Here is a 14,346-nt window from a genome sequence, read left to right on the forward strand (position 1 = left end):
TTATTTTAGTTTTATGCTTTTAAATTTTTTCTGATCATGTTGTCCTTTGACTTATCAAAGACGTATTCCAAAACTTGGGCATGTCTTCTTTGTGAGCGTACTGCGCTACCAGCGGCAGGAGCTCCATAAAATCTTCTTGAAGCCACTCTGAACTCTTTGGCTTCGTCAAAATGCATCAGTAAATGGCCCCAAGCCCCCATATTTCTGGGTTCTTCCTGCGCCCAAACCACATCATCTGCATTTTTGTATTTTTTAATGATGGATCGCATCTCCTCGGCAGGAAGCGGGAACAACTGCTCCAAACGGACCAAAGCCACATCATTTCGCTTGAGACTCTCTTTTTTATCGAGCAAATCATAATAGAATTTCCCGGTGCAGAACACCAAGGTCTTCACCTGGGTCGCTTTTACATTCGTGTCATCTATCAAAGGCTGGAAAGCTCCCTTTGCCATTTCCTCTTTTGTGGAAAGGACCTTGGGATGTCTCAAAAGACTTTTTGGCGTAAAGACGATCAATGGCTTTCTAAAGTTGGCCTTCATCTGTCTACGAAGCAAGTGGAACATATTGGCCGGTGTGGTTACATCTGCCACATACATGTTGTCCTTCGCACATAGCTGGAGATATCTTTCCATCCGTGCCGAAGAGTGCTCCGCACCCTGACCTTCATAACCGTGGGGCAACAATAGCACCAAACCATTTTGAAGCTTCCATTTATCCTCTGCGGAGGATAGGTACTGATCGATTACAATCTGAGCCCCGTTACTAAAATCACCAAATTGTGCTTCCCAAATGGTCAATGTTTTTGGGCTCGCCATGGCATATCCATAGTCAAAGCCCATGACTGCATATTCCGAAAGCAATGAATTATAGATATGGAATTCCCCGTTCTGGTTTTCGCCCAATTCATTCAGCAGTACCACCTCTTCTTCATGCATTTCCGTTTTGATTACAGCATGCCTGTGTGAGAAGGTTCCCCGTTCCACATCCTGGCCGGTCATACGCACATCAAAACCTTCTTCAATAAGGGAACCATAGGCAAGTAATTCGCCCATGGCCCAATCCAATTGGTTGTCCTCAAAGTACATTTTGTTCCTGGCCGTAACCAATCTTTCCAGTTTCCGAAGGAATTTTTTTCCTTCGGGAAGAATTGTGATTCCCTCGGCAATCCTATCCAATTTGGACAATGGATAACTGGTATCTATGTCGCCCAACATGGAATCTTCTGTCACTTGACCAAAACCTTCCCATTCATCTTGCATGAAAGCGGTGATCCTTGTCTTTTCCACCTTCCTAGAATCCAAAAGATCTTCTTCAAGGTTCTTTTTATATTCCGCTTCCAGGCCTTTTACATAATCTTTGTCGATAATGCCCTGGGCAATAAGTTTTTCAGCATAGATATCCCTAGGGTTTTTGTGCTTAGAGATGGACTTGTACAAGAGTGGTTGGGTAAACTTGGGCTCATCCCCCTCATTGTGCCCGTACTTTCTGTATCCCAATAAATCCAAGAAGACATCTCTTTTATAGCGCATTCTGTATTCCAGGGCAAAGGTAGCAGCATGCACTACTGCCTCGGCATCATCCGAGTTCACATGAAGCACGGGTGAAAGGGTCACTTTTCCCACATCCGTACAATAGGTCGATGAACGGGCATCCAAATAATTGGTAGTAAAACCAATCTGGTTGTTCACCACAATATGAATGGTACCTCCTGTGTGGTAGCCATCCAGTCTCGCCATTTGCACAATTTCATAGACAATACCCTGCCCGGCAAAGGCGGCATCACCATGCACAAGGATCGGAAGCACTTCCGAAACATTTTCCTGATGATGACGGTCCTGTTTTGCACGCGAAATACCTTCCACAATGGAGTTTACCGTCTCCAAGTGCGATGGATTGGGAGCTATGTTCATATTGACCACCTTACCAGAATCGGTCTCCCTTCTGGAAGTCCATCCGAGATGGTATTTTACATCACCATCAAAAATGGTTTCCTCGTAATCCTTGCCGTCAAATTCACTGAAAATGTCTTTGGGGGATTTACCAAAAATATTGGTCAATACGTTTAGACGCCCCCTGTGCGCCATCCCCATGACAAACTGTTTTACTCCGGCATCGGCGGCTTTTTCAATAATCACGTCCAAGGCAGGAATCAAAGACTCGCCACCTTCCAAGGAAAATCGTTTTTGTCCTACATATTTGGTATGCAAGAAGCCTTCAAAAGAAACGGCCTCGTTCAGTTTTCGAAGGATGTTCTTCTTTTCCTCTGGGGAAAAGTTGGGATGGTTGTCATTCACATTGAGCCAATCCTGAATCCATTGGATACGTTCAGGGGTTCTGATGTACATGTACTCCACCCCGATGGCATCGCAATAAATCCGTTCCAGATGGGCCACGATATTTTTAAGACTGCTCGGACCAATCCCGATGATTTTACCGGCATCGAAAACCGTTTCCAAGTCTTCATTGGACAACTCAAAGTTTGAAAGGTCCAAACTGGGCTCGTATTTTCTTCTCTCCCGAACTGGGTTTGTCTGAGTGAACAAATGCCCTCTGGAGCGATACCCATTTATCAGTTTAATGACCTGAAATTCTTTTTGAAGTGATTTTGGAATGGTGACTTCCTGTCCATTGGAAAGGGAGAGCACACCATTTGCAGAAGCCAGGTCCAACTCATCCAGAGAGCTTTCCAAGCCAAAATCAAATCCTTGAAAAAAAGCCCTCCAACTGGGTTCAAGACTATCAGGGCTCGTTAGATACTTATCATATAGCTCCGCAAAAAATGAAGTGTGCGCAGCATTTAAAAAGGAATACTTATCCATTGATGTTTTCTAGCAAAATGCTAACCAAAAATTTACTCAAAAATACAACAAATCCGATAGGTTGGTCAACAAACTTGCCCATATTTGACAAAAATGGTCTAGGAGTTATATTTATGCTTAAACCAAACTTTCTGCCATTCCCTTTTCAGAATCAAAAACCCCACTTGCGAAGAGGCATCCACAGCATCCAAAACTGCTAGTTTTTTGATCTCCCTTTCGGAAATATCAACGATATACAAAAGGTTCAGGTATTCCTGAAATTTCTCCAGTATAAGAACATAAAGTTTTTCCTGCACAAGAGCATTCAACGTTTTCGGGTCCATATCCAAATCTATGGCAATGCGCACGTTTGCACGGCTAAAATCCTTCTTCAACTGTGCCAGCAATTGGGTATAGAGGTTTTCTTTTTGTGCGGTTTGGAGTACCTCAAGGCCATTTTTGAACTTAAAAACCATAGGGTACTTACGTCAGATTAAAAGAAAAAGGTTTATTGTGATTTATATACTTTGCCCTCCTTCATAACAAACACAACGTCCTTGAGGGTTTCTACATCTTCTTTGGGATTTTGGTTCACCGCCACAATATCTGCCAAAAAGCCTTCTTTCAGTTGTCCAAGATTGTCTGCCATTCCCAAAAGCTCGGCATTGGTCACCGTTGCTGATTTAATGGCCTCCATAACAGGCATTCCCGCCTCAACCATGTACACAAACTCCCGGGCGTTTTCTCCGTGGGGAAAGACACCCGCATCGGTACCAAAGGCGATGGGAACCCCTTTTTTATATGCCCTTTGGAACATGCCTTGAATCTTTGGTCCTATTTCACTGGCTTTCTTGGCTACCACAGGCGGAAAAAACCCTTCCACCTTGGCTTTTTCGGTAACTTGTTTGCCTGCAGTAATGGTTGGCACCAAGAACGAATTGTATTGCACCATGAGGTCCATGGTCGCATCGCTCATTAAGGTACCATGTTCTATGGTCTTTATTCCACCTTTGACAGCTCTTTGCATACCTTCATCCCCATGGGCATGGGCAGCGGTCAACATACCATAATCTTTTGCGGTATCGGTGATTGCCTTTATTTCCTCAATGGTGAATTGTGGATTTTGACCGCTTTTCGCCACACTTAGAACACCACCCGTAGCCGTGATCTTAATAACGTCGGCTCCATCCTTATATCGCTGGCGGACGGCTTTTCTTGCATCTTCCGGGGAGTTGACCACACCTTCTTTGGGACCTGGATCCCCCATTAGCGCTTTTTTCATTCCATTAGTGGGATCGGCATGTCCTCCGGTTGTTCCAATAGATTTTCCGGCCGTAAAAATACGCGGCCCCTTAACAGTACCCCTCGCTATAGCTTTTTTTAGTGCAATGTTTACACCACTGCCACCCAAATCCCTAACCGTGGTAAAACCCGCCATCAAAGTGTTTTTGGCATGCTGGGAAGCAATAAATGCGACATCGGCCTCATTAAGGGTAAATCGCTGCACATAGGTTTGGGGATTAAATTGTGTTTCGATGTGCACATGCATATCTATAAATCCAGGCAGGACCGTTTTGTCTTTGAGGTCAATAACAACATCCTGATTATTCCCGCTTTGATATCCGTTTTGGATAGCTTTGATGGATTTTCCCGAAACCACTATGGTCTTCTCGGACAATACCTTTCCCGAGTTCACGTCCACAATGCTTCCACATTGCAGGTAAGAGTCTTGCCCTAAGGCAACCGAAACAACTAGTAAGGTTGAAAATAGAAGGAAGTTTTTCATTTTGAATTAGCTATTGGTTATACTGCTAAATGTACGGATTGATTCCTTTTCCTCAACAAATGATGCCCCAACTTTCTATTTAAAAAAATAAAAGCCCGTCGTCTGACAGGCTTTAAATTGTAGCTTAAGATGGCTCTAACTCCGTACTTTTCGTTCCCAATCCCAAGCAGATTTCATGGAATCGTCCAAGGTAGATGCTGCTTGCCAGCCCAGCACATTATTGGCTTTGGCTGTATCTGCATATGCTTGTATAACATCACCTGGTCTTCGGTCCACAATTTGATAGTTCAAATTTTCACCTGAAACACGCTCAAAACTTTGGATTACCTCCAAAACTGAACTTCCTTTCCCAGTACCTAGATTGAATACCTCGTAGTTTCCTTCATTCTTGTCTTCCAACAACCTTTTTAGGGCAACCACATGGGCTTTGGCCACATCAACAACATGGATATAATCCCGAATACAAGTACCATCTTCGGTAGGATAATCATCTCCAAAAACGGATAATTTCTCACGAAGTCCAATCGCTGTTTGCGTAATAAAGGGAACCAAATTTTGTGGAACTCCCAAAGGTAGCTCACCAATTTCAACGGAAGGATGTGCCCCGATTGGATTAAAGTAACGTAACGCTATCGCAGATAAATTCGGATTTACATTGCAGGTGTCGCGGATAATTTCCTCCCCTATCTGTTTGGTATTTCCATACGGAGATTCAGCAGGTTTTACCGGAGCGTCTTCTGTTATGGGCAGTTTATCAGCCTGACCATACACCGTACAAGAGGAACTGAAAATGAAATTGGCATTATCTTTTTTGGTTAGTTCCTGAAGCAAATACACCAAAACACCAAGGTTGTTCTCGTAATACAACAAAGGTTTATCGACACTTTCCCCAACTGCCTTGGAAGCTGCAAAGTGAATTACACCCTGCACATCTCCATGGTTCTGGAAAAATGCCACAACCTTATCTTTATCACGAAGGTCCATTTTCTCAAAAATGGGGCGTTTACCAGAAATGGCCTCGATACCATCCAAGACATCCTCAGAGGAGTTGGAAAGATTGTCGATTATCACTACTTCAAAACCCTCATTCTGAAGTTCAACAACGGTATGTGACCCAATAAATCCAAGACCACCAGTTACCAATATTTTCATAGTTATCCGTTTACGAAGTTAATCACCAAGTTCGTTATAAACTCGATTTGTTCATCGTCCAATTCCGTATGCATCGGCAGCGATATCACCTCTTTCACCAACTGATTGGTAACTGGGAAATTCGCTTCATTGTATCTGTCGTCCCGATAGGCCTTTTGGCTATGCAAGGGAATCGGATAATATACTCCACAAGGAACGCCCTTATCGTTTAAATGTTGCACTAATGCGTCTCTTTTTTCGTTCAATATTCGAAGGGTATACTGATGAAATACATGGCAACTGCAATCCTCACATGGACCCATCTCACAATTTGAGAATTTTGGCACCACAATATTGGACTGACCTTCAAAGGCTTTTGAATATTTTTCCGCAGCATTTCTTCTACTTCTATTGTAGCTGTCCAAATTAGGGAGCTTGGCACGCAGCACACCAGCTTGAATGGAATCCAAGCGGGAGTTCACCCCAACCACATCGTGATGGTACCTTTTATACATCCCATGGTTTACCATTCCCCTAATGGTATGCGCCAGGTCATCATCATCGGTAAAAATGGCACCTCCGTCACCATAGCATCCCAAATTTTTTGACGGAAAGAAGGAAGTGGACGCCACATGGCCAATGGTTCCCGCTTTCTTCTTTTCTCCGTTCTCAAAGGTGTGCGAGGCACCAATGGCCTGTGCATTGTCTTCGATTACGTATAAATTGTGCTTTTCCGCCAATTCCATTATGGCATCCATGTTGGCGCATTGTCCAAAAAGATGGACAGGAACAATTGCCTTGGTTTTCGGTGTAATGGCCTTTTCAATGGCTTTAGGGTCAATATTAAAGGTGTCCGGCTCCACATCTACCAAGACAGGGGTAAGATTCAGCAGCGCTATAACCTCAACAGTAGCTGCAAACGTAAAGTCGGCCGTAATCACCTCATCGCCTGGCTTTAGCCCAAGACCCATCATACAGATTTGAAGGGCATCGGTACCATTGGCACAAGGAATCACATGTTTAACCCCTAAATAATCTTCCAGTTCTTTTTGAAAGGCATGTACATGCGGACCATTGATAAACGTTGATGATTCCAGCACCTCAGTAATGGAATTGTTCACCTCGCTCTTAATCCCTTCGTACTGACCTTTTAGGTCGACCATTTGTATTTTTTTCATCCGACTAAATTGAGTGGCAAAATTAAGAAATAAACATACCATAATCTGCTATTGCCGAAAGAATGTATTTTTGCGGAAATCGATTTCTGTGCGAGGACTCTACAACCTTTTAGTAAGTATTGCTTGGTGGATTTTGCAACTAATTGCCATTTTTAGTTCTAAAATTAGGCTGTTTGTAAAAGGAAGAAAGGCCTCAAAAAAGCTCCTTGCAACTATCTCTACCTCTGACCAACCCTGTATTTGGATGCATGTTGCCTCCTTGGGCGAATACGAGCAAGGACTTCCCATTTTGGAGGAAATCAAACATTCCTATCCGGCACACAAAATCGTACTCACCTTCTTTTCCCCTTCAGGATATGAGGTAAAAAAGGACTCCAAGGCCGCCGACCATGTACTTTATCTTCCCATGGACACACAATCAAATACCAGGCAGTTTCTGGACACCTTCAATCCTTCCTTGACCATATTCATCAAATATGAAATCTGGCCCAATTATCTTGCGCAGCTCAAACAGCGTAAAATTCCAACCTTATTAGTATCCGCTATCTTTTCGAAAAGACAAATTTTCTTTAAACCCTGGGGTGGTTTCATGCGCAAAAGCCTTTTGACATTTGACCACTTTTTTGTCCAAGATCAAAATTCCAAAGTACTGTTAAATACCCTGGGGCATCAGAATGTTACCATAAGTGGAGACACACGTTTTGATCGCGTTTACGAAATACTTAAGCGCGACAATCAGTTGGAATTTATGGCGCGATTTAAGGGCGGAGATTTTTGCTTGGTTGCGGGAAGTACCTGGCCTGAAGATGAAAAAATCTTAGCAGAATACATCAACAATGCCCCAAAAGGTCAAAAATTTGCATTGGCCCCACACACTATAAAACCTACCCATATTCAAAGAATAAAAAATGGTATCTCCAAAAAAACAGTTTGTTTTTCGGAGATGGGCGAAACAGACTTATCACAATACGATGTGCTCATCATAGATACCATTGGGTTGCTGACCAAGATTTATAGCTACGCAGATGCAGCTTATGTTGGAGGTGCCTTTGCTACCGGGCTCCACAACACCTTAGAACCTGCTGTTTATGGTATCCCTGTACTTATTGGACCAAACTATGACGGTTTCAAGGAAGCGGAAGACCTTGTTGCGCAAAAGGGGATTCATTCTATCTCGAATTTAAAGGAGTTCAATTCACGAATGGCCAGTCTTACCACCGACCATCCTTTCAGAACCAAAACGGGCATGATAAATTCAAATTATATCACAAAAAATGTTGGTGCAACCAACCAAGTAATGGATTATGTAAAAACTATTCTTTAATTTTTCCCTAGTTTTAGAAAAATCTGACCTCCATGAACAACCGTATTTTTAGAATTTCCCTCACCGCTGCTCTGGCGGGTTTTTTGTTTGGTTTTGACACAGTGGTAATCTCTGGTGCCAACCTCCCCATAAAAGAACTTTGGAACACCAGCCCATTGTTCCATGGTACTTTTATTATGAGCATGGCGCTTTGGGGAACTGTTCTTGGAGCTTTGCTTGGTGGAATTCCCACAAAAGTATTGGGCAGAAAAAGAACCTTGTTTTGGGTCGGTGTCTTCTTTTTGGTCTCCGCTCTTGGTTGTGCCGTTGCACCTGAACCCTATCTCTTTTCTTTTTTTCGATTTATTGGTGGTGTGGGTGTTGGAGTATCATCGGTGGCCGCGCCTATTTATATCTCTGAAATAACCACCAGCGACAATCGAGGGAAATTGGGTGGATTGTACCAGTTTTGGCTTGTATTCGGAATTTTGGTGGCTTTCATCTCCAATTGGGCACTTAAAGGTTTTGATGGAGGAAATGACTGGAGATGGATGCTTGGAATAGAAGCTGTACCAGCATTGTTGTACACGCTCATGGTATTAAAAATACCCAACAGTCCAAGATGGTTGATTTCGCAAAAGAAAGATGTAGATGCGGCATTGAAGGTGTTCAAGGGCATTTATTCTCCAGAAGAAGCTGAGAATCAAATTCGGGAAATCAAGTCAAATCTCGAAGATTCCACATCCAATGACAGCCTCTTTCAAAAAAAATACTCCAAGGTTCTATGGTTAGGGTTTTTCATTGCATTTTTCAATCAGTTATCTGGGATCAATTTTGTACTGTACTACGCTCCAGAAATATTGGAACAGGCAGGATTGGGTGGAAAAGAGTCACTCTTCAATTCTATAGCCATTGGTATTGTAAATCTGATTTTTACCATTATCGGGGTGCGACTTCTCGATAAATTGGGTCGCCGTCAATTGATTATTATTGGATCCATCGGATATATCTTCAGTTTAATTATGGTGGGAATTTGTTTTCAACAACAACTTGCTCCCTCGTTTACCATTCTATTCATCTGTCTGTTTGTAGCTTCCCATGCCATTGGGCAAGGCGCCGTAATATGGGTATTCATTTCCGAAATTTTCCCAAATCGTGTTCGCGCCTATGGACAATCATGGGGCACCAGCACGCATTGGGTCTTTGCCGCATTGATTACCTTGATTACCCCAATTTTTCTGGATGACCAGGAAGGTTACATGAAGGATTCGGTTTGGTATATCTATTACTTTTTTGCGGCCATGATGATCTTACAACTGTTATGGGCCATCTTTAAAATGCCAGAGACCAAAGGGGTTTCCCTGGAAGAATTGGGCAAAAAACTAAGTTCTGGGAAATAGTCTAAGGCCACACAATTATACAGCACATACCTGAAAGCGCCCATTTAATCGAATATTGGGACTGGTTCCGAGGTGGTTACATGAATAATTCCGTACATTGAAAGGAAATAACACTATTATGACTGATGAAGTTTCTTTTGGCAATAAAATGCTAGTGGGCTTTTTAAGGCTCATGGTTTTTGTATTGGTCCTCATTTTGATCGCTATTCCCGTTTGCATATTATTGGACTTTTTGGGAATTCTGCCCTCATAGGTTCTTTCCTTAAAATGGTGATGAGCAGACCTTCCCATCCACAATGGAGGTCAAGATTAAGGAGGTTGTCAATTCTCCATAAATCGCCAATCTTGTATTTAAATCTTCCAAATGTTTTGGGTCACGGACGTATCCTTTCATTAACATGCAGTCATGCCCAGTCAGCTTATGGCATTCGCATATTTCAGGAACGGAGGCAATGTAGTTTTCAAATTGCTGTACTTGCCCAAATCTAATCTTAATAGAGATATACACTCCCAAGGTATACCCCAGCGAATGCATATTTAATTTGGCATTATAGCCTTGAATAATGCCCGCATCCTCCATTTTTTGAATACGCTCGGCCACAGTAGGCGAAGCCAATCCTACGAGCTTGGAAATTTCTTTCAGCGATATCCTCGCGTCCTGCTGGAGTGCTTCCAAAATTTTCCAATTAATCTCATCAACCTTCATAAATTATGCTTTTTGTTTAAAAAACATTCAAAAGTAACATAAATTATTAATTATACATTATATATTAATTTACAATACAGAGCCTTTGCACTAACTTTGATTTCATTAAACAAAAGCATCTATGAACACATCCGATCTAAAATCCATCGAATACGATCCTTACTATCAAAGATATCTGGATAAAGTCCCACAAGGGACAGAGCTCAAGGAAGGTTTCAAAAAAGGCGGGGACAATATCCTTACGTTTTTCAATTCCATTCCACAAGAAAAGCACAATCATGCCTACCAATTTGGCAAGTGGACCATAAAGGAAGTGTTACAGCACCTTATTGATACCGAGCGGATTTTCATGCACAGGTGTTTTCGAATTGCCCGCGCCGACAAAACTCCTTTGTCCAGTTTTGACCAGAATATTTATGTAGAGCCCTCCCATGCCAACGTGAAAACAATGGCTGCGCTGTTAGAAGAGTTCAGAATCAACCGCCTGGCATCCATTAACCTTTTAAACAGTTTTACCGATGAAGACTTAGAACAGATTGGAAATGCGAACTCCGGAGCAATGTCCGCTAGGGCAGCCGCCTTTACCATTATCGGACATGATATTTGGCATACAGAAATCGTTGAACAAAAATATCTCTAGAAAATGCTAGCTATTAGACCCAATTGCGAACACTGCGACAAAGCTTTACCTAATACCTCCACAGAGGCCATGATTTGTTCCTTTGAATGTACCTATTGTGAAAAATGTGCCAAAGAGGTTTTTAAAAATGTATGTCCAAGCTGCGGAGGCAATTTTGAAAAACGCCCCATCCGACCTTCCGAAATGGTGCAAAAATACCCGGCTAGCACAGAAAAAGTGTTTAAGCCCAAGGACCTTGAGAAAATTCAGCCAAAGATCAGTTTACTGAAGAACATTCCACCCGAAAAAAGATGAGTATGGAATTTGAAGCCTATAGACCCCGAAAAATCAGCTTTCTTCAATTGTCCGAAGTGGATGATTGGAAGGTAAAGATCTATGCAATAACGAATAAAAAGGAGTTTACATCCTACACCATTCTTCAAAAGGCAATCACCAAATTACCCCTTTGGCTGAAAAAGGCTGAAAAATCCAAAATTCCGCTGCACCGAATGGCGTTCCTTATTGTGCACGAGGCCAGGGAAGGAGTTTGGATATTGATCAACTGGTGGACAGGTGGGGAAATGATAGAGACCAAGGTCTATTTTGCGCGCTATAATGCGCCAAACCTCATTCGTAAATCGCCCCACAGCCCCCACTCCCTACTTTGCGTCTGGGAGCTTGAAGTGTTTCTGCATGAACGTAAAACCTGGATCAAGGAAGTGCTTCAAAATCCAGGTCAACCCAGGTTCAACAATTATTTGCACGATGTAATACAGCACTAAAACATGAAGAAAATATTAGTATTAGCATCAGCACTCCTGTGTTGGATGCCAGGAATCCTTTTGTCTCAAGATTCCATCCCAAAACGAATCTACACCACTGCGTCTGTTGGAAAACTTCCATCGCCCAAAATTGATGGCAAGCTTCAAGACAAAGCTTGGGAACTGGTGGAATGGAGCGGAAACTATATAGAGCTAAGTCCACAGGAAAATACCCAACCCACGGAGCAGACCCAGCTCAAAATCATTTATGATGATAAAAACATTTATGTGGCTTTTCGCTGCTTTGATAAAGACCCAGATGGAATTGTTAGAAGACTATCCCGAAGGGATGGTTTTGATGGGGATTGGGTAGAAATCAATATTGACAGTTTTCATGACCTGCGCACCGCTTTTTCCTTTACACTTTCCGTTTCTGGAGTTAAGGGGGAAGAATTCATCACCAATGATGGTGGTAATTGGGACAATACATGGAACCCTATCTGGTATGCCAAAACCAATATTGACGATTTGGGGTGGACCGCTGAAATCCGTATTCCCCTGAGTCAATTGCGATTTGGAAAGGGTAAAGATCAGGTGTGGGGAATCCAATCTACCCGAAGGTATTTTAGGAAAGAGGAGCGTTCCGTTTGGCAACGGAGTCCAATTAACGCGCCGGGCTGGGTAAGCAGTTTTGGGGAATTGCACGGGCTAAAAAATCTGGTCCCGCAGCAGCAATTGGAATTGCAGCCCTACATAGTTTCCTCCATTACTACCTATGAGGCAGAAACCGGAAATCCGTTCAGGGATGGTCGAGATTCGCAATTGAATGCCGGACTTGATGGAAAAATTGGGATCACCAATGATCTGACCTTGGACTTTACCATAAATCCGGATTTTGGACAGGTAGAAGCAGACCCATCTGCCATTGCCTTGGACGGTTTTCAGATTTTCTTTCCTGAGCAACGCCCTTTTTTTGTGGAGAACAAAAATATCTTCGACTATACTTTTTCCGCATCCAGAGCGTGGCTCCCCACTGGAGGAGTGGATAATCTTTTTTACTCCCGAAGGATTGGCAGGGCTCCTCAAGGTTTTGCCAATATTGGTCCATCCGAGTTTGCCGATCAGCCAGCTGTTTCCACTATTTTGGGAGCGGCCAAATTCAGTGGCAAGACCAGGGACGGATGGTCCATTGGGGTTTTGGAAAGTATTACCGAGGAAGAAAAAGCACAGATTTCCGATGGCATTAACGAGCGGAAAGAGGCTGTCGAACCTCTTACCAATTACTTCGTTACCCGAATCCAAAAGGATTTCAACAACAACAATACCTTTATTGGAGGAATCTTTACAGGTGTCAATCGGAAGTTGGTCGACAACCTTGATTTTTTACATAAATCGGCCTACTCTGGCGGTTTGGATGTCACCCATCAATGGAAAAACCGGGCCTATTACCTCAAAGGAAATTTGGTATTTAGTCGGGTAAACGGAAGTGCCAATGCCATTACCAGAACGCAACAATCCATCACCCGTTTGTTTCAGAGGGATGGCGCGGACCATGTATCAGTAGATACCACCAGAACTTCATTGACCGGAACCGGGGGCAACCTACAGTTTGGAAAAGCTTCGGGCAACTGGAGATTTGAAACCGGAGGCACATGGCGTTCCCCCGAACTGGAACTCAATGATGTGGGCTTTCAACTTGTTGCGGACGATTTCAAACACTATCTCTGGGTTCAATATCGCACCACAAAACCACTGGAAAATATCCGGTCCTATGCCATCAATTATACCCATGTGGGCAACCATGATTTTCAAGGCAACTTCAACGACCTTAGTTTTAGGGTCAATGGATGGGTCAACTTCAAAAACAATTGGTGGCTCAATGGCAGCACCACTATAAGTCCCCATCGCTACTCCAATGCCGAACTTAGGGGAGGCCCCCGATTACGTCGTCAGCCCTGGATTGATTACCAATTGGGCATTATATCGGACAGTAGAAAGAAACTACGGTTGAACATGACTTTCAGGGATCTTTACGATTTTGGCACGGACAACAACTACCGGGAACTCAACACCACAATCACCTATCAACCCACAAATGCATTGCAGGTTTCGCTGGCCCCTTTTTATGCTAAAAACAGGAAACAGCTGCAATATGTAACGACTTCAGCCTTCAACAACTCGGCTCGATACATTAATGGAACCATAACTCAAGAAACGCTAAGGTTTCCCCTGCGTGTAGATTATATCATAACCCCAAATCTAAGTTTACAATATTGGGGACAACCATTTGTCTCAAAGGGTACCTACAAGGATTTGAAATACATCACGAATCCATTGGCGAAACGATTCGAGAGTCGTTTTTCTACTTATGATACCCAACAAATCACTTTGGACAACGGTTCATACACCGTGGACGAGGATAGGGATGGAGTCACCGACTATAGTTTTTTCCAACCCGACTTTTCCTTCGTTCAGTGGCGTTCCAATATGGTATTACGATGGGAGTACATTCCCGGTTCCGAACTTTATTTGGTATGGTCCCAGGACATTTCCCAGTTCGGGGATTTTAATGACGGATTGTTTGAAGGACTCAATAACAATATTCTTGATACCAAGCCCCAAAATATTTTCCTATTAAAAGCCACCTACAGATTTAGACGATAA

General features: G+C 43.0%; 12 protein-coding genes. 6 read left to right on the forward strand and 6 right to left on the reverse strand.

From position 1 onward, the window contains the following. Positions 1–11: 11 nt before the first annotated feature. The 5 genes from BUC10_RS10130 to BUC10_RS10150 all read right to left on the reverse strand — a co-directional run bounded on the left by BUC10_RS10130 (position 12) and on the right by BUC10_RS10150 (position 6,893). Positions 12–2,819 carry a 2-oxoglutarate dehydrogenase E1 component gene (locus tag BUC10_RS10130; protein WP_073179144.1) on the reverse strand — a complete coding sequence of 936 codons (2,808 nt, stop codon included), beginning with the start codon at positions 2,817–2,819 and terminating at the stop codon, positions 12–14. A gap of 98 nt (positions 2,820–2,917) precedes the next feature. Beyond that, positions 2,918–3,274, reverse strand: a complete 357-nt coding sequence (locus BUC10_RS10135) for a hypothetical protein (RefSeq protein WP_073179146.1) — start codon at positions 3,272–3,274, stop codon at positions 2,918–2,920. Between the two features lie 32 nt (positions 3,275–3,306). After that, a complete protein-coding gene (locus BUC10_RS10140; protein ID WP_073179148.1) occupies positions 3,307–4,584 on the reverse strand; it encodes a metal-dependent hydrolase family protein in 1,278 nt (425 codons plus the stop codon). Positions 4,585–4,719: 135 nt separating this feature from the next. Beyond that, positions 4,720–5,736, reverse strand: a complete 1,017-nt coding sequence (gene galE, locus BUC10_RS10145; protein ID WP_073179150.1) for a UDP-glucose 4-epimerase GalE — start codon at positions 5,734–5,736, stop codon at positions 4,720–4,722. 2 nt (positions 5,737–5,738) lie between these two features. Next, positions 5,739–6,893 carry a DegT/DnrJ/EryC1/StrS family aminotransferase gene (locus BUC10_RS10150; protein WP_073179152.1) on the reverse strand — a complete coding sequence of 385 codons (1,155 nt, stop codon included), beginning with the start codon at positions 6,891–6,893 and terminating at the stop codon, positions 5,739–5,741. An 88-nt stretch (positions 6,894–6,981) separates the two neighbouring features. On the opposite strand from BUC10_RS10150, the gene BUC10_RS10155 reads away from it, so the two are divergent. Together BUC10_RS10155 and BUC10_RS10160 are read left to right on the forward strand one after the other, a co-directional pair. After that, entirely contained in the window at positions 6,982–8,217 is a 1,236-nt protein-coding gene (locus tag BUC10_RS10155) for a 3-deoxy-D-manno-octulosonic acid transferase (RefSeq protein WP_116465765.1), read from the forward strand. A 32-nt stretch (positions 8,218–8,249) separates the two neighbouring features. Continuing rightward, positions 8,250–9,596, forward strand: a complete 1,347-nt coding sequence (locus BUC10_RS10160; protein WP_073179154.1) for a sugar porter family MFS transporter — start codon at positions 8,250–8,252, stop codon at positions 9,594–9,596. A 262-nt stretch (positions 9,597–9,858) separates the two neighbouring features. Here the strand turns inward: BUC10_RS10160 and BUC10_RS10165 are convergent, their stop codons facing one another. After that, positions 9,859–10,302, reverse strand: a complete 444-nt coding sequence (locus BUC10_RS10165) for an Lrp/AsnC family transcriptional regulator (protein ID WP_073179156.1) — start codon at positions 10,300–10,302, stop codon at positions 9,859–9,861. Between the two features lie 121 nt (positions 10,303–10,423). On the opposite strand from BUC10_RS10165, the gene BUC10_RS10170 reads away from it, so the two are divergent. Genes BUC10_RS10170 through BUC10_RS10185 form a run of 4 tightly spaced genes read left to right on the forward strand, consistent with a single transcriptional unit; the run spans position 10,424 to position 14,346 of the window. Next, positions 10,424–10,942 (forward strand): DinB family protein, encoded by a 519-nt coding sequence (locus BUC10_RS10170; RefSeq protein ID WP_073179159.1) that lies wholly within the window; start codon positions 10,424–10,426, stop codon positions 10,940–10,942. Between the two features lie 3 nt (positions 10,943–10,945). After that, positions 10,946–11,236, forward strand: coding sequence for a DUF1272 domain-containing protein (locus tag BUC10_RS10175; protein WP_073179161.1), 291 nt, complete (start codon positions 10,946–10,948; stop codon positions 11,234–11,236). A 2-nt stretch (positions 11,237–11,238) separates the two neighbouring features. Next, on the forward strand, positions 11,239–11,703 hold the full coding sequence (locus BUC10_RS10180) for a hypothetical protein (protein ID WP_131819063.1): 465 nt from the start codon (positions 11,239–11,241) through the stop codon (positions 11,701–11,703). A gap of 3 nt (positions 11,704–11,706) precedes the next feature. After that, entirely contained in the window at positions 11,707–14,346 is a 2,640-nt protein-coding gene (locus tag BUC10_RS10185; protein WP_073179174.1) for a DUF5916 domain-containing protein, read from the forward strand.

The sequence above is a fragment of the Flagellimonas flava genome (assembly GCF_900129665.1).
Lineage (GTDB): Bacteria > Bacteroidota > Bacteroidia > Flavobacteriales > Flavobacteriaceae > Flagellimonas > Flagellimonas flava.

Coding starts and splice junctions, on each gene's coding strand:
- BUC10_RS10130 (WP_073179144.1), bottom strand. CDS start 2,819: ATGGATAAGTATTCCTTTTTAAATGCTGCGCACACTTCATTTTTTGCG.
- BUC10_RS10135 (WP_073179146.1), bottom strand. CDS start 3,274: ATGGTTTTTAAGTTCAAAAATGGCCTTGAGGTACTCCAAACCGCACAA.
- BUC10_RS10140 (WP_073179148.1), bottom strand. CDS start 4,584: ATGAAAAACTTCCTTCTATTTTCAACCTTACTAGTTGTTTCGGTTGCC.
- galE (WP_073179150.1), bottom strand. CDS start 5,736: ATGAAAATATTGGTAACTGGTGGTCTTGGATTTATTGGGTCACATACC.
- BUC10_RS10150 (WP_073179152.1), bottom strand. CDS start 6,893: ATGAAAAAAATACAAATGGTCGACCTAAAAGGTCAGTACGAAGGGATT.
- BUC10_RS10160 (WP_073179154.1), top strand. CDS start 8,250: ATGAACAACCGTATTTTTAGAATTTCCCTCACCGCTGCTCTGGCGGGT.
- BUC10_RS10165 (WP_073179156.1), bottom strand. CDS start 10,302: ATGAAGGTTGATGAGATTAATTGGAAAATTTTGGAAGCACTCCAGCAG.
- BUC10_RS10170 (WP_073179159.1), top strand. CDS start 10,424: ATGAACACATCCGATCTAAAATCCATCGAATACGATCCTTACTATCAA.
- BUC10_RS10175 (WP_073179161.1), top strand. CDS start 10,946: ATGCTAGCTATTAGACCCAATTGCGAACACTGCGACAAAGCTTTACCT.
- BUC10_RS10180 (WP_131819063.1), top strand. CDS start 11,239: ATGGAATTTGAAGCCTATAGACCCCGAAAAATCAGCTTTCTTCAATTG.
- BUC10_RS10185 (WP_073179174.1), top strand. CDS start 11,707: ATGAAGAAAATATTAGTATTAGCATCAGCACTCCTGTGTTGGATGCCA.